The organism is Flavobacterium sp. UBA6195 (assembly GCF_002422095.1).
Classification (GTDB): domain Bacteria; phylum Bacteroidota; class Bacteroidia; order Flavobacteriales; family Flavobacteriaceae; genus Flavobacterium.
The window spans coordinates 20,164-36,599 of sequence record NZ_DITB01000077.1 but is presented as its reverse complement, the minus strand read 5'-3'; the positions used below and the strand labels follow the sequence as shown (position 1 = coordinate 36,599).

17 protein-coding genes and 1 tRNA gene are annotated in these 16,436 nt (G+C 32.9%); 3 read left to right on the top strand and 15 right to left on the bottom strand.

Annotated elements, in window-relative coordinates:
* Nucleotides 1-271: 271 nt before the first annotated feature.
* The 5 genes from B4I81_RS06910 to B4I81_RS06890 form a co-directional block, all read right to left on the bottom strand.
* Entirely contained in the window at nt 272-1,666 is a 1,395-nt protein-coding gene (locus B4I81_RS06910; protein WP_291109060.1) for a T9SS type A sorting domain-containing protein, read from the bottom strand.
* Nucleotides 1,667-1,724: 58 nt separating this feature from the next.
* Nucleotides 1,725-2,270 carry a hypothetical protein gene (locus tag B4I81_RS06905; RefSeq protein ID WP_291109058.1) on the bottom strand — a complete coding sequence of 182 codons (546 nt, stop codon included), beginning with the start codon at nt 2,268-2,270 and terminating at the stop codon, nt 1,725-1,727.
* 17 nt (nt 2,271-2,287) lie between these two features.
* Nucleotides 2,288-2,659 (bottom strand): hypothetical protein, encoded by a 372-nt coding sequence (locus B4I81_RS06900; protein WP_291109056.1) that lies wholly within the window; start codon nt 2,657-2,659, stop codon nt 2,288-2,290.
* A 212-nt stretch (nt 2,660-2,871) separates the two neighbouring features.
* On the bottom strand, nt 2,872-3,609 hold the full coding sequence (gene mtgA, locus B4I81_RS06895) for a monofunctional biosynthetic peptidoglycan transglycosylase (RefSeq protein ID WP_291109054.1): 738 nt from the start codon (nt 3,607-3,609) through the stop codon (nt 2,872-2,874).
* Nucleotides 3,610-3,612: 3 nt separating this feature from the next.
* Nucleotides 3,613-4,725, bottom strand: coding sequence for an NAD(P)/FAD-dependent oxidoreductase (locus B4I81_RS06890; RefSeq protein WP_291109052.1), 1,113 nt, complete (start codon nt 4,723-4,725; stop codon nt 3,613-3,615).
* Between the two features lie 90 nt (nt 4,726-4,815).
* On the opposite strand from B4I81_RS06890, the gene B4I81_RS06885 reads away from it, so the two are divergent.
* Complete coding sequence (locus tag B4I81_RS06885; protein ID WP_291109050.1) at nt 4,816-6,276, top strand: TlpA family protein disulfide reductase; 1,461 nt, start codon at nt 4,816-4,818, stop codon at nt 6,274-6,276.
* On the opposite strand, the gene B4I81_RS06880 is transcribed toward B4I81_RS06885, so the two are convergent.
* On the bottom strand, nt 6,277-6,960 hold the full coding sequence (locus B4I81_RS06880; protein ID WP_291109048.1) for a DedA family protein: 684 nt from the start codon (nt 6,958-6,960) through the stop codon (nt 6,277-6,279).
* Between the two features lies 1 nt (nt 6,961).
* Nucleotides 6,962-8,224, bottom strand: coding sequence for a dicarboxylate/amino acid:cation symporter (locus B4I81_RS06875; RefSeq protein ID WP_111566713.1), 1,263 nt, complete (start codon nt 8,222-8,224; stop codon nt 6,962-6,964).
* Between the two features lie 85 nt (nt 8,225-8,309).
* Between B4I81_RS06875 and B4I81_RS06870 the strand changes: the two genes are divergently transcribed.
* Nucleotides 8,310-10,211 carry a S9 family peptidase gene (locus B4I81_RS06870; protein WP_414655093.1) on the top strand — a complete coding sequence of 634 codons (1,902 nt, stop codon included), beginning with the start codon at nt 8,310-8,312 and terminating at the stop codon, nt 10,209-10,211.
* Between the two features lie 63 nt (nt 10,212-10,274).
* Here the strand turns inward: B4I81_RS06870 and accC are convergent, their stop codons facing one another.
* From accC to pdxA, 6 genes are all read right to left on the bottom strand, one after another.
* A complete protein-coding gene (accC, locus tag B4I81_RS06865; RefSeq protein WP_291109044.1) occupies nt 10,275-11,621 on the bottom strand; it encodes an acetyl-CoA carboxylase biotin carboxylase subunit in 1,347 nt (448 codons plus the stop codon).
* Nucleotides 11,622-11,720: 99 nt separating this feature from the next.
* A complete protein-coding gene (accB, locus tag B4I81_RS06860) occupies nt 11,721-12,209 on the bottom strand; it encodes an acetyl-CoA carboxylase biotin carboxyl carrier protein (RefSeq protein WP_291109042.1) in 489 nt (162 codons plus the stop codon).
* Nucleotides 12,210-12,235: 26 nt separating this feature from the next.
* Complete coding sequence (locus tag B4I81_RS06855) at nt 12,236-13,231, bottom strand: beta-ketoacyl-ACP synthase III (RefSeq protein ID WP_291109040.1); 996 nt, start codon at nt 13,229-13,231, stop codon at nt 12,236-12,238.
* Between the two features lie 164 nt (nt 13,232-13,395).
* Entirely contained in the window at nt 13,396-13,590 is a 195-nt protein-coding gene (gene rpmF, locus B4I81_RS06850; RefSeq protein WP_250582110.1) for a 50S ribosomal protein L32, read from the bottom strand.
* A gap of 9 nt (nt 13,591-13,599) precedes the next feature.
* Entirely contained in the window at nt 13,600-14,139 is a 540-nt protein-coding gene (locus B4I81_RS06845; RefSeq protein WP_250582109.1) for a YceD family protein, read from the bottom strand.
* A gap of 81 nt (nt 14,140-14,220) precedes the next feature.
* Complete coding sequence (gene pdxA, locus B4I81_RS06840) at nt 14,221-15,270, bottom strand: 4-hydroxythreonine-4-phosphate dehydrogenase PdxA (protein ID WP_291109036.1); 1,050 nt, start codon at nt 15,268-15,270, stop codon at nt 14,221-14,223.
* Nucleotides 15,271-15,328: 58 nt separating this feature from the next.
* On the opposite strand from pdxA, the gene B4I81_RS06835 reads away from it, so the two are divergent.
* On the top strand, nt 15,329-15,919 hold the full coding sequence (locus B4I81_RS06835) for a riboflavin synthase (protein ID WP_291109035.1): 591 nt from the start codon (nt 15,329-15,331) through the stop codon (nt 15,917-15,919).
* Nucleotides 15,920-15,931: 12 nt separating this feature from the next.
* On the opposite strand, the gene B4I81_RS06830 is transcribed toward B4I81_RS06835, so the two are convergent.
* Both B4I81_RS06830 and B4I81_RS06825 read right to left on the bottom strand, forming a co-directional pair.
* Nucleotides 15,932-16,132, bottom strand: coding sequence for a hypothetical protein (locus B4I81_RS06830; protein WP_291109033.1), 201 nt, complete (start codon nt 16,130-16,132; stop codon nt 15,932-15,934).
* A 178-nt stretch (nt 16,133-16,310) separates the two neighbouring features.
* A tRNA-Ile gene (locus B4I81_RS06825) sits at nt 16,311-16,384 on the bottom strand.
* Nucleotides 16,385-16,436: the final 52 nt, after the last annotated feature.

Here is a 16,436-nt window from a genome sequence, read left to right as displayed (position 1 = left end):
ATGCTGAAGCACAAGAAAATAAAAAAAAAGAAGCGCATAAGGCACTTAATAATAATTTTTTCATTGTATAATTTGTTATAGTTATACAGGCTAAATAAAAAAAAAAAAAAATGACCCAAGCAAGTAAAAATGTAATTATTTTCTTAAACTTTGTAAAATTTAACAAATATTCATTTTTGTAATTGCATGAAAAACAGCGTGTTTGTTAGGATAAACAAAAAAAGCACAAACTCGTTAGAATTTGTGCTTTTGTATTTTAAATTGTTTATAATTATTCTTTAATCCACTTCAACGTAGTATTACTTTCAGGAAGATGAACAAAGTAAATACCGCTTGCCAGTTTTGTAACATCTAAGCTGTTTTCGTTTTGGTTGATTTCTTGTTTCATGATGGTTTGCCCTGCAACGTTATAGACAACTACAGTTTGATTCTCAGAAAAATTATTTTTTATCTTAATGTAATCCTGTGTCGGATTAGGATAAAGACTCACTCTATTTTCAAAACTTGGAGTAGATAAAGGTTCCCAGCCTATTTTCATGGCTTTTAAACTACCATAACCAAAAACAGATGGATTGTTCTCTACTCCCACAGCAATGTAATCGCCTTCTGTGGTTCTTTCTATATCATGGATAGTACCACTTGTAAAACTCACATCCCATACAATTGTATTAGTTGCTGATACTTTTATAAGTCTAAATACAATGGTAGTAGGCCAAGTGGGAGTCAAACAATTGTTGTAAATGCTTACAACATAACCACCATCTGGTTCCAATAAAATTTTTGAAATGCCAGTTCCGCCATTTGTCCCATTTGGGTTTATTGTTAAATTATTAACTATATTTCCATTCGTATCTGTAGTAACCATCCAAACATTTAGGCAAGAATTACCGTTTTCTATATCTCCATCGGTTGAACAATTTAAGAGATAATTTCCATTAGGTAGTTCGGAAGCAGATGCGATATATTCAAGAGCGGGAAATGCATTTACAGCACCAAAATTTTTTTCCCACATTATATTTCCATTGCTGTCAATTTTAATAAAATAACAGGATCCTAATAAATTTTCTTCAAGTTCGTCACGATTAGCATAACCAGCACCAACGGCTAAATAATGACCATCAGAAGTTTCAATTAGGTTTGTAAATGTGTTTTCTGGATGCGCTTCTACTGTCCATTGAATTTCTTTTTGAGCATTTAATTTTGTTAAAGTGTGTTGAAGGGAAATTAGCAATCCACCATCATTAGTAGCAATGATACAGGAATTGGTTGGAAAATAATCAACTGGCAAACACCAATTTTCCAATAAACTGCCATCGTCACCAAACTGTTGGACGCTTATTTGCTGGTTGTTTTCACAATTATTCGCCAGTGTATAATACAAATTATCTTGTCCTTTTGTGATATTTTGATTGGAGGCTCCAAAATAATTAAAACTACTAATAAGATTCTGTTCCCAAATGAAATCTCCTTCCGTATCTAATTTTATTATTGAAGAATTAGAACCACCATAACCTGATAATAATAAAAATTCATTGTTGTTGTTTTTAAATAGAGATGTTCCTACTCCTAAACCAGTTTCTGTATAAGTATGCTCCCATAAAATTACTGGTGGTGTAATTTGAGAGAATAATAAAAAAGGAAAGAAAAGAATGAATAAATATTTCATGATTTAAATTGATTTTTTAGGTTGAAAAATCTAAACTTTTCAACCTAAATTTTCTCAGTTATTCATTGTTTAGAATAACAATCACATATTCTATAAGAGTTCCTGTAACAAACTCTTCGTAATATCCAATAGTATTAGGTAAAACTAATTCTGTAACACCTAATGGTCTTGTGCCTAGTAAACCCGCACTAGCACCATCATCATATTTTATACAATGAAACACTTGTGAATTAGCTGCGGTATTTTGTGCAGTCATTAAAGTTAATAAAGGTGGTTGGGTTGGATTTGTTGTCGCACTCGCTATTCTCCACCATACTGGCGCAGGTGTATCATTAGCATTTAAATCAGATGTTGAATAAAAAGGGAATCTAAAAACAGGAGTTGCAGGTCTATTGTCAGACAATTCAATACTTCCTACCAATGCAGGAATTGTAATGTAAGGACTGTTATATAAATGGGTCGGATAATCATTTGTAACATGTTTTGTCATGATGTCTGAAACTGTTACGTCATAATCAGAAAAGTTATAAATATATAATTTTTTCTGTGCTGTTGCAGTTGTTCCTAGAGCAATTGCAAATAGTATAAAAAGATATTTTTTCATGATAATAAGTTTAAAAGTTAGTTTTTAGCTGCGTTTAAAAAAGCACTGTATTTTTTTAAAGCAAAAGGAATTAATGTATTTATATTAGATTCGTTTTCTTTAATTTCACTTGCAGGCGCGCCTATGGCAACTAAAAGTTTTGTAGCATTTAAACGTAGTTCGTTTTCTGATTCTTCTTTTAATTTGGCATCATCAAAATAAGGTTTGTTTTGTAGGTACTTTTTTAAAGCCCTTTCAAAATTAATCATTTCTGTAGTTTTGGTAATACTACTTGTTCTGGCTTGGTTTTCGCTAATCTTAGAAGTTTCTGAAATACTTTCATCTGATGCAGAAGCGCAAGAAAATAAGAATACAGAAACGCATAGCGCACTTAATACTAATTTTTTCATTGTATAATTTGTTATAGTTATACAGGCTAAATAAAAAAAAAAAAAAATGACCCAAGCAAGTAAAAATGTAATTATTTTCTTAAATTTTAGAAAATTTAACATTTTAATTTTTTTGTAATCACATGAAAAACAGCATGTTTACTAGGTTGAACAAAAAAAGCACAAACTCGTTAGAATTTGTGCTTTTGTATTTTAAAACAGATTGAAAATAATTAATAATCCAATTTCACGTATCCAATTTCTCTACTAATCTTAGCTTTTCTTCTGTTAATATAAGACGAAGAATTGGAAGCTTTGTACTTTCTTGGATTTGGTAAAATTGCTGCTATTCCAGCGGCTTCATAACGGGTTAAACTGGCGGCATCTTTTCTGTACCAATGTTTGGCTGCTGCTTCAGCTCCGTAAACGCCATCGCCCATTTCGATACTATTTAGGTAAACCTCCATGATGCGTTTTTTACCCCAAATTAGTTCAATTAAAACGGTATAATACGCTTCTAAACCTTTACGAACATAACTTCTTCCTTGCCACAGAAAAACATTTTTTGCCGTTTGTTGCGAAATGGTGCTTCCGCCTTTTAAACGTTTCCCTTTCTGATTATTCTTAAACGCTTTTTGCATCGCTTCAAAATCAAAACCAGAATGTTCTAAAAAACGTCCGTCTTCACTGGCAATTACTGCTTTTTGAAGGTTTAATGAAATTTCGTCAATTGGCACCCATTCATGGCTGCACACCATATCTTTTCCAGCCGCATTATGTTCCAAAGCACGAATTCCCATCAAAGGTGTGAAAGGAACAGGAACAAATTTAAAAAGCAACACCACCGAAAAACTGATGATATTAAACCATAAAAAAAGCAACCAAAAGAAACGTAAAATCTTTTGACCTGTTGTTCTTTTTTTTGCGGGTAATTTTGGTGACTTACTTTTTGTAGTAGTTTTTTTTGCCATATTTTAAACTAAATCAGCTAATTCTTGTCCGACTAAACTACCAATAGCAACTCCCATTCCGCCCATGCGAACTCCGCAATACACGTGATTTGAAAGTTGTTCTACGATTGGTTTTTTATGAGTTCCAACTCCCATAGTACCGCTCCAACGGTGTTCAATTTCGAACGATTGATGTGGCAAAATTACTATTTTTAATAACTCCTCCAAACGATTTTGAATCAATTCTGTGGTATCGTGAGAAGTGGTGGTTTCGCCCTCGAAATCCAGATTTCTTCCACCACCAAAAAGAATTCTATCGTTTATATTTCTGAAATAAAAATAACCTTTGTCTAAATGAAAAGTGCCTTTAATATCTAAATTCGGAATTGGTTTTGTAATCAAAACTTGAGCACGAGCCGGTTTTACTTGATTATTAGTTAATTGTGATGCAAAACCGTTTGTGGTAAATAATAATTTATTGGTTTTAAATGTAATTCCATTCGTGACAACCTCTACAACATCATTCAATTCTTGAAAATTTGTTACCGTTTGACTATTTAGAATCAGAATATCGTTTTGATGTGCTTTTTTTAGTAACGCTTGCATCATATTTCCGGTATCGATTTGGGCTTCAAACGGATTGAAAATCAAATTTTCAAATATTCCACCAAAATTAAATCGATCGACTTCTTTTGAAAAAACATCGGTCTTGAAAAGCGGTTTGATGATATCATTGATAAATGGAATTTTCTGAATGCATTCGTTATAAAACCCTTCGTCTTCTTTTAGAAATAATTCATAACCGCCATAAGGTTTCAAATCAATAACCGAATCGCCTAGATTTTTTCGAAGTAATTGCAAACCTGCATATCGCTTTTGAATCAGTTGGATTACTTCTTCTTCAGCATGGGTTTTTAAATCGTCTATGATTTCAGAAATACTTCCAAAGCAAGCAAAACCAGCATTTTTCGTACTGGCACCTTGTGGTAAAATGCCTTTTTCGAGAATTAAAATTTTTGCTGAAGGGAATCTTTCGCGAAACGCTAATCCAGTATGCAAACCTACAATTCCACTACCTACAATAGTAAAATCAACGTTTGAAAACCAATTTTTTAATTCCCAATAACTGAGTTGCATTGTTCTAAATTTAAAAAGTAAATGTAAGAATTTGTTTTTAGTTACACACTAAATCTCGTTATTTGCGTTATGATATAAAAATCTGAAAAAATGAGAATTTATTTACTTTTTACAACGTTGTTTTTTGCCTTATTCAGTTTTGCCCAAAATTCCTCAAAAAACATAACCCTAATTTTCAAAAAAAGTAATTACCATTTTGAAGAAACTTCAGGATTTAAAAGAATGAATTCGCTGATAAATTATTCCGAATACAATTCGTATAGAGAAACTTATCTTTCACCAAATAACAAAGAAAAAAACGACACGATACAATTGAATATTGAATCGGATAAGATTTTTTTAATTCACAATTGGAAAGAATTGAATAAAAGCTCAAGAGTTATTTTATATGCAAATGATATAGTTGAAATTGATTACGAAAAAGGATTTCCTAATTTCAAAATTGAAAACAGAAACGTAAAACCATTTGATTTGAATTTAGAACACCAACTAAATTTAAGTTTTCCGATTGATAATTTTGTCTTTTATCAAACGAATAAAAGAAGTCGAAATTCAAAAGAAGAAAAAGAATATAAAGCCGAGTTAGCTAACTTTATTCAAAGCTCTAAAGCAACACTAGATGAACTTTTAAATTCAGATAAAATTTCACCAGAAACGTATGATTCGCAGTTGAATTACATCACTTTTTACTGCCTAAATACAGATTCAAAAACAAATTTTTCTGATTATAAAAACAAACTTAAAAACGAAGAATTAATTTGGTTAAAATCGTATCGCTATTTCTTGGAATTATATGTAAAAAACGAGTTTAAAATAAAGAAATACGAAAAAGAAATTAAAGATTTTGAACTAAAAACCGCTAATAACAAAACCAAAACAAAAGATGTAAGCGTTCAATATGAAGATAACGAAAATAGTTTCCTTCAAGTTGAAAAATCGGACTTATTTTCTGCAAAAGCAAAAGAATATTTGTTGTACGTTTATTTGAATCGAATTGCAAAAACAGATTCACAAAAGCTATCAACTTATATCTCAATCTTTAAAAAATATTCAAATGATAAAAAATTAATTGAAGGTTTTGAAAACGCCTTTTTAGTTGACATTGAAGCTTTAAAACAAAACACTTCTGAAGTTGTTTTGTATGACGAAAACAAAAAGGCGACTACATTATCCGCAATTATTGAAGCTAATAAAGGTAGAATAATTTATATTGATTTTTGGGCGAGTTGGTGTGCACCTTGTAGAGCTGCGTTTCCAAGTTCGAGAAAATTACACGAAGAATTCAAAGAAAAAGAAATTGTGTTCTTGTATTTATCTACAGACGCTAACTTTGAAGCTTGGAAAAAAGCAAATCAATTTGAGAAACTGACCGAAAACAGCTATTTGATAATTAATCCGAAAACTTCGGAATACTTAAAAAAACTAGCAATTGATTTTATCCCGAGATATGTCTTAATAAATTCGAATGGTGAAATTTCAAATCCAAAAGCACCTTTTCCTGATTCTGAAAAAATCAAACAAGATTTGAATGGATTGTTACAAAGTAAATAATTAATTCGTAGTTTTTTTTCTCGCTTTAATTGCTTTCATTATCAATGGAAATGAAGTTACTGCAATTAAAATTAAGATGATGGTTTCAATATGTTTCTTTAAATCGATACCAAATTCTTCATTGAAGAATCCGTATAAATAATGGCCTGCAAAAACTAAGGTAAACGACCATAGCAGAGAACTTAACACATTGTAAAACATAAACTTACTTTTCTGCATATGTACAATTCCTGCAATAATAGGTACGAATGTTCTAACTATTGGAAGAAAACGAGCAAAAATGATAGCTTTTCCACCGTGTTTTTCAAAAAACGCTTGTGATTCATACAAATACTTCTTTTTGAAAAAGAAACTATCTTCTTTGTTGTATAAAAATTGACCGCTTTTGGCACCAAACCAATATCCGAAGATATTTCCTAAAGTTGCTGCTGATGCAATTAACAAAGCCAGAATGGTAACGTTTGACAAATCGCTTGGAATCACAAAAAACGTTTCTACTAATTCGCGACTATAAATTCCAGACAGAAACAACAAACTATCACCAGGTAAAAAGAATCCTGCAAATAAACCGGTTTCAGCAAAAACTATGAATAAAACCATATAAATCCCAATAGGAATTCCACCTACTTCCATAGTGATATAGAATTCGGGATTGAAAAGTTTGGTCCAGTGAAAATCGTTCATACTAAGCTAATTTATTTACAGATTTTGCAACAATCATAGAAACGGCTGCATCACCTGTAACATTAACGGTAGTTCTACACATATCTAAAGGTCGGTCAATGGCAAAAATTAAAGCTAAACCAGCTTCTGGAATTCCAGCTTGTGCTAACACAATTACCAACATTACCATTCCGGCACCAGGAACAGCAGCACTTCCGATAGAAGCTAAAGTTGCGGTTACAATAATTCCTAATTGAGTAGCTAAAGATAAATCCATACCAAAAGATTGTGCAATAAAAACAGCTGCAACCGCTTGATATAAACTGGTTCCATCCATATTAATTGTAGCGCCAATAGGTAAAACAAAACTAGCTACTTCATCATCAACTCCTAAATTATCAACGGTTCTTTCCATAGTAACTGGTAAAGTTGCCGCACTTGAACTCGTTGAAAAAGCTAATAATTGAGCTGGAGAAATTCCATTGATAAAAAATTTTGGGCTTTTCTTAGCGAATACTTTAACCAAAAATAAATAGAAAGACATTACTAAAATTAATCCTATAATCACGGTTAAGCCATACATACCAAGTGCTTTAAACAAATCTAAACTTGGCGATTCGGCTACAATAGCAGCTAGTAATGCAAAAACACCAATAGGCGAAAACAACATGATAATATCAATCATTTTCAAAATAATTTCATTGAAACTATCAAAAAAATCTTTAACCGGTTTTGATTTATCTTCAGGCAATAAAATCATGGCAATTCCAAAAATTACTGCAAAGAAAATTACTTGCAACATATTTCCGTTATCAGCAGAAGCTTTAATAATATTATCCGGAACAATATCAATTAAAGATTGTAATGGGCCCACTTCACTTTGCTTATTTGCCGCTTCAATTTTTGAATTAGCATCAGCCGTGTAACTTGAAACTAATTCGGTTCTAGTTTGTTCAGAGATAAAGCTTCCAGGTTTAATAATATTAACAATTACTAATCCAATAGAAACCGCAATAACCGTTGTTAGTATATATAATCCGATAGTTCTTCCGCCCATTTTAGACAGCTTAGAGATATCTTTTAAGTCAGAAATTCCTTTAATTAGGGAAGCCAAAATCAGTGGAACTGCAATTAACTTTAATAAATTAATAAAGATGGTTCCAAAAGGTTTTACCCAATCCACAATAACGTCTTTTCCCCATGTAAATTGAATCAATATAAAAGCGAATAAAACCCCGAAAACCATTCCAAGTAATATTTGCCAGTGTAGTGCTAATTTTTTCATTATCAAATTCACTTTTAAGATTGTGAAAATAGGGATATTTTTTGAAAAAATTGCTACATTTAGCTTCGTTTTAAAAATAACAGATATGAAAAATTACATTTTTCTCATTTTCAGCATGATAAGTATGAGTACATTAGCACAGCAAAACCTAACTCCTGAAACCCTATGGCAATTAGGAAGAGTTACTCCTTTAGGAATTTCAAAAGACGGAAAACTATTAGTTTACAAAGTGGGAACACCTTCTATTGAAGAAAATAAAATCAATTCAAAATATTACACGATTCCAGTTCAAGGAGGAAATGCTACCTTGGTGGAAGATTATAAATCATTATTAGCCGACAAAAATGTTTCTCCTGATGGAAAATTATTGCTGTTTTCTAAAGAAGTTAAGGTGGAAAAATTATTGGGAAAAGACCTTTATCCAGAATTATCAAAAACCACAGCTCAAGTTTATACTGGCTTGGATTACCGTCATTGGGATACTTGGAATGATGGAACACACAATCATGTTTTCTATTCACAGAATAAAAAAGATGCAGTTGGAATTGACATTATGCCAAACGAACCTTATGATGCCCCTCAAAAACCTTTTGGAGGTGATGAAGATTACATTTGGTCACCTGATGGAACAAAAATCATCTACGTTTGTAAAAAGAAAGCCGGAACGGCTTATGCAACGAGTACGAACACCGATTTATACGAATACGATTTAGCTACAAAAATCACAAAAAACCTTACCGAAAGCAATTTAGGTTACGATACGCATCCGATTTTTTCTCCAAAAGGCGATTTGTCTTGGTTACAAATGAAACGCGATGGTTATGAAGCGGATAAAAATGATATTATCGTTCGTCACAAAGGTCAAGATTTAAATATCACTTCAAATTGGGACGGAACTGTGGATAGTTTTACTTGGAGTAAAGATGGAAAAAGAGTGTATTTCATTGCACCGATAAAAGGAACAAAACAATTATTTTTTATTGAATTTCAAGGACATAAAAAGATTTCATTTGAGGTAAATCAAATTACCGATGGTGATTTTGATGTGAATGCAATTGTAGGTTTTTCAGGAACTTCGGTTTTAGTAACTCGAAACGATATGAACCGTGCTCCAGAAGTATATTCGTATGATTTAGCTAAGAAAACTTGGAAACAAATTACTAAAGTTAATGATGAAACCTATGCTAAAATCGTTTCTTGTAAAACAGAAAAACGTTGGGTTACGACTACCGATGGCAAAAAGATGTTGGTTTGGGTAATTTTACCTCCAAATTTCGATAAAACTAAAAAATATCCAGCGCTTTTATACTGCCAAGGTGGACCACAAAGTGCGTTGACTCAATCGTATTCTTTCCGATGGAACTTCCAATTAATGGCCTCGCAAGGTTATGTAATTGTGGCACCAAACCGAAGAGGAATGCCAGGACACGGAACGGCTTGGAACGAACAAATTTCAGGCGATTGGGGCGGACAAGTAATGGATGATTATTTAGTAGCAATTGATGATGTAGCAAAAGAATCGTATGTAGATAAAAACCGTTTAGGTGCTGTTGGTGCGAGTTATGGTGGATATTCTGTATTTCAATTGGCTGGAATTCACAAAAATCGTTTCAAAACCTTCATTTCGCACTGTGGTATTTTCAATACAGAAAGTATGTACGGAACTACAGAAGAAGTGTTCTTTACGAATTGGGATTCTGGTGGTGCATATTGGGAAAAAGATAATGCTACTGCTCAAAAAACATATAACGAATTCAATCCTATTAAGTTAATTAACAATTGGAATACACCAATTTTAATTATCCAAGGTGGGAAAGATTACCGTGTACCAATTGGACAAGGACAAGAAGCTTTTCAAGCGGCACAATTAAAAGGGATTAAAAGTAAATTCTTATTGTTCCCAGATGAAAACCATTGGGTATTAAAACCTCAAAATGCGTTGGTTTGGCAAAGAGAATTCTTTGGTTGGTTGAAAGAAACTTTATAATCAAACCAAAAATAAATTCATAAAAAAAGCGATTTCAAAATTGAAATCGCTTTTAATCATTCTTTATTCCACTTCTTTCATTACAAAAGATTCCATGAATTTTGTGGTATAATTTCCAGCCACATAATCGGGTTCGTCCATTAATTGTCTGTGGAAAGGAATTGTTGTTTTGATTCCTTCAATTACGAACTCATCTAAAGCGCGCTTCATTTTAGCAATTGCCTCTTCTCGTGTTTGAGCCGTTGTAATCAACTTAGCTATCATAGAGTCATAATTTGGCGGAATAGTATATCCAGCATAAACATGCGTATCTAAACGCACTCCGTGTCCTCCTGGTGCGTGTAAAACCGTAATTTTACCTGGCGAAGGGCGGAAATCGTTATACGGATCTTCTGCGTTAATACGACATTCTATTGAGTGTAATTGTGGATAGTAGTTTTTACCAGAAATTGGCACACCCGCCGCAACTAAAATTTGCTCACGAATTAAATCGTAATCGATTACTTGCTCAGTAATTGGGTGCTCTACTTGGATACGTGTATTCATCTCCATGAAGTAGAAATTTCTGTGTTTATCAACTAAGAATTCAACTGTTCCAGCACCTTCATATTTGATGTACTCTGCTGCTTTAACCGCTGCTGTTCCCATTTTTTCACGTAATTCATCTGTCATGAATGGTGATGGAGTTTCCTCAGTTAATTTTTGGTGACGACGTTGCACTGAGCAATCTCTTTCTGATAAGTGACATGCTTTACCAAAAGAATCTCCCACCACCTGAATTTCGATGTGACGAGGTTCTTCGATTAATTTTTCCATGTACATACCATCATTTCCGAAGGCTGCAGCCGCTTCCATACGTGCACTTTCCCAAGCCTTTTCAAGTTCTTCTTCTTTCCAAATAGCACGCATTCCTTTACCTCCACCACCTGCAGTCGCTTTCATCATTACTGGGTAGCCGATTTCTTTTGCCACTTTTTTAGCTTCTTCTAAAGATTCTAAAATCCCTTCAGATCCTGGAACACATGGAACTCCAGCTTCAATCATCGTTGATTTTGCTGTTGCTTTGTCTCCCATTTTTTCAATCATTTCAGGAGAGGCACCAATAAACTTGATTCCGTGCTCTTGACAAATTTTTGAAAACTTAGCATTTTCTGACAAGAATCCGTATCCTGGGTGAATTGCATCTGCATTCGTAATTTCTGCTGCTGCAATGATATTTGACATTTTTAAATATGACAAATTACTTGGAGCTGGACCAATACAAACGGCTTCATCTGCAAACTTCACATGTAAACTATCCGCATCTACAGTAGAATAAACAGCAACCGTTTTGATGCCCATTTCTCTACAGGTTCTAATTACACGAAGCGCAATTTCCCCTCTGTTGGCAATTAATATTTTTTTAAACATGTACTTTTATAATTAGATAATTAGACCATTCTTAATTTAGAATTTAGAATTTAGAAAAGTTGAATACTTCTAAATTCAAATTTCTAACTTCTAACTTTATTAAGATGGATCAACTAAGAATAATGGTTGATCAAACTCAACTGGTGAAGCATCGTCTACTAAAACTTTTACGATTTTTCCAGACACTTCAGATTCGATTTCATTGAATAATTTCATTGCTTCAATTACACAAAGTACATCTCCTTTTCCAATTGTTGAACCTACTTCCACAAACATAGGTTTGTCTGGAGCTGGTTTTCTGTAGAAAGTACCAATAATAGGTGATTTTACTGTAATATATTTTGAATTATCATCTGTTGATGAAGTTGATGCTGGCGCATCTGCTACAACTGGTGCTGCCACAACTGGTGCTGCTACCATTTGAGGAGCCGCATGCATAGGCATTTGTTGTACGTATGTAGTTGTACCTTCTACACCTTCAGCAGTAGTTTTTATGGTGATTTTAAAATCGTCCATTTCTAATTTTACTTCTGTAGCACCTGATTTTGCTACAAATTTGATTAGGTTTTGAATCTCTCTAATATCCATAATATTTGATTTAGTTTAGTTTGTTATTATTTAGTGTAAGCCCATTTTAAATAGATAGCACCCCAAGTGAATCCACCACCGAAAGCTGCAAAGATAATATTATCTCCTTTTTTCAATTGATTTTCGAAATCTGATAATAATAATGGTAGGGTTGCCGAAGTAGTATTTCCGTATTTTTGAATGTTGATTAAGACTTTAGATTCGTCTAATCCCATTCTATTTGCAGTAGCATCAATAATTCTTCTGTTGGCTTGGTGCGCCACTAACCAATTGACATCATCATGAGATAAATTGTTACGCTCCATGATTTTCTCACTTACATCAGCCATTCCAGAAACAGCATATTTAAAAACTGTTTTACCGTCTTGGAAAACAAAATGTTGTTTGTTTTTTACAGTTTCTTCAGAAGGAGGCAGAATAGAACCACCTGCTTCAATTTTTAAGAATTCTCTTCCGATTCCATCACTTTTTAAGATTTCATCTTGAAGCCCTAATCCTTCTGTATTTGGTTCAAACAATACGGCTCCCGCTCCATCTCCAAAGATGATACAGGTTGCTCTATCTGTGTAATCGATAATCGATGACATTTTATCAGAACCTATCAATAAAACTTTTTTGTATTTTCCAGATGCGATATAAGCTGAAGCTGCAGACATTCCGTAAAGGAAACTCGAACAAGCAGCTTGCAAATCAAATGCAAAGGCATTCGTTGCACCAATTTGTGTAGCTACATAAACTCCCGTTGAAGCTACTGGCATATCTGGAGTTGCCGTTGCCATAATCACTAAATCGATATCTTTAGGATCTAAATTGGCTTTTTCTAATAAATTTTGAGCGGCTTTAATCGCCATGAAAGAAGTCCCTTTTCCTTCTTCTTTTAACAATCTTCTTTCTTTAATTCCGGTACGAGTGGTAATCCATTCGTCATTAGTATCTACTAATGTTTCCAATACTTGATTCGACAAAACAAAGTCGGGAACATAAGAACCTACTGCCGTAATTGCTGCTGTTATTTTATTCATCTTCGATTAATTTTTCCTTCTGAATTTTTAAGATTCAAAAAGTGGTGGAAATTACAAAAAAAATTTCAAACGAATCCTATTCGTTTTTATTAATTTAAAACGAATGGGTACTTAACAAAAAAACTCTCACTATGTGAGAGTTTTCTCTATTTTTTTAAAAGCAATTATGCTACAGCTTCGTTTTTGTCAATTACAACTTGACCTCTGTAGTACATTTTACCTTCATGCCAGTAAGCTCTGTGGTATAAGTGAGCTTCACCAGTTACAGGACAAGTAGCAATTTGAGCAACTGTTGCTTTGTAATGCGTTCTTCTTTTATCTCTTCTTGTAGACGACTGTCTTCTCTTAGGATGTGCCATTGTTCTATTTTATTTATCCGTTAATAGTTTTTTTAAATTCTCCCATCTAGGGTCAATATCATTATTTTGTTGTTCTTCTTTCTTGTTTTCTTTTGGAGAAAGCGATTCTAATTTTTGAATTACATCTGACAGCGAACCATCTTTAACACCAGGATGTATTCTTCGTAACGGCACTGATAATATGATGGACTCATAAATATACTGTGCTACATTTACTTGAAATTCGCCATGAGGTAAAACGAGCAACTCCTCATTTTCATCATTAAAGGCATCTCCAAACTTAACTAAAAGTTTTAATTTTCCTTTTATTGGCAAATCAAACTCTTCACCTGAAACATCACAAGGTACATTTACAGTTCCTTTGTGTTTAAAATCAAGCTCTAGCATAGTGCTTTTCTTCTCTAAAACAATATCTACTTTGACTGAAACGTCATTAAATTCGTTGTAATCAAAGTTTTTAAAGAACGTATTATCTATTTGATAATCAAACTGATGCTTCCCTATTTTTAACCCCACAAATGGAATTAAATATTCTTTTAAATTGTTCATAACAACAGTTTTACCTTTTTAAAAGGTGTGCAAAGATATAAAATATTTATAAATTCAAACTAGTTGTAAACATTTTTTTGTTTATAACTGTTTTTCTTTTGTTTTTAAAGGGTTCTTTATCAGCTCTTGATAGTCATTTCTTTTCTTAAAAATATCAATCGCTAAATAAACTGCCTCTTTAAATGACTCGTGATTAGCCACTCCTTTGCCTGCAATTTCATAAGCAGTTCCGTGATCGGGAGAAGTTCTAATTTTATTTAATCCAGCCGTATAATTTACTCCATTGCCAAACGACAAGGTTTTGAACGGAATTAATCCTTGATCGTGATATGTTGCAATTACTGCATCATATTTTTCATATTGTGCCGAACCAAAAAATCCATCTGCCGAAAAAGGTCCAAAAACCATATTTCCAGCTTCAAATAATTTTTTCAATGCAGGTTTGATGATTTTTTCTTCTTCTTGACCAATTACACCATTATCACCAGAATGTGGATTCAATCCTAAAACTGCCACTTTTGGTTTTTCAATTTCAAAATCTTGCTTTAACGTTTGGATGATTGTTTTGATTTTACTCGAAATCAATTTCTCATTCAAATGTTTTGCCACTTCATTTACGGGAACATGATCGGTAAGTAAACCAACACGTAAATCATCGTATACCATTAACATTAAAGCATCTCCTTCCAACTCTTTATCCAAATAATCGGTATGTCCAGGAAATTTAAATTCTTCAGATTGAACATTATATTTGTTAATAGGAGCAGTTACTAAAACATCCACGAAACCTTCTTTTAAAGCTTTAGTAGCCGCAACGAATGATTTTATAGCGTAACTTCCTACTACATCATCATTTTTTCCTAACTCTAAGTTTACTCCTTCACGCCAAACATTAAGCACATTAAGTTTTCCAACAACCAACTGATCTAATTTATCAATTCCGTGAATGGCAATATCGATATTCAATTCTTTTCTCAAAAAAGAAACAATCTTAGCATTTGCAAAAATTACTGGCGTACATAATTCTAACATTCGGTTATCTTCAAATGTTTTCAAAATAACTTCGCTTCCAATACCATTTAAATCTCCAATTGAAATTCCAACAATTATATTTTCTGCTTTTTTAACCATAACAAATGTGATTTATTGCTTACTTTTGATGTGCAAATTTAGTAAAATTAAATCAGTTATGTTTACCGGAATTATAGAAACCCTCGGAATTATAAAAGAAATCGAAAAAGATCAGGAAAACCTACATGTAACGGTGGAATCCGAAATTACTCACGAATTAAAAATTGACCAAAGTGTAGCTCATAACGGCATTTGTTTAACGGTAGTGAAAATCGAAAACAAAAATTACACTGTAACTGCTATCAAAGAAACGATTGATAAGACTTCAATCGGAACTTGGAAAGCTGGAGATATCGTAAACTTAGAACGCGCCATGAAACTTGGAGACAGACTTGACGGACACATTGTTCAAGGACATGTTGACCAAACAGGAATTTGCACAAATATTAAAGAAGCCAATGGAAGTTGGGTTTTTACTTTCGAATATGACGCTTCTCTAAACAACATCACTATAGAAAAAGGTTCAATTACCGTAAACGGAACCAGTTTAACTGCGGTGAATTCTGGACTAAACTCTTTCAGTGTAGCAATAATTCCTTATACTTTTGACCACACCAACTTTAATAGATTCGAAGTTGGAACCATAGTGAATTTAGAATTTGATGTAATTGGAAAATATGTAAATAGACTGAATGATTTAAGAAAATAAAAAAGGCTCCAATTAAGAGCCTTTTTTTATAAAAATATATTTTTTCAAAGAATAGAATCCTAAAACCAATGCTAGAAAAAAAAGTATTATAGCCATACTATCTAGTGGCAACCCTGGAGGAGGTGGCGGTGTAGGAGGAGGAGGATTAGTTCCTGCAGCAAAGATACTATGAATACCAAAAAGTACTACAATAATCGCTATAATTTTATTCATATTTATTCTAATTGGGGGCAAAAGTATAATTTATGTATATACATCACTAACTAAAGAGTAATCCTTAATAATTTGTTAACTGCAACAAACTAGTTTATTAAACGACGGATATTTTTTTTTATACTTAACAAGCTATTTTCAAAAAACTAAAAAACCAATCTGAAATGATTTTTTTAAGTGGTCCCACCTGGGCTCGAACCAGGGACCACCTGATTATGAGTCAGGTGCTCTAACCAACTGAGCTATAGGACCAATATTGAAGGTGCAATATTAAGACTATTTTTTATGGAACGCAAATCTTTTT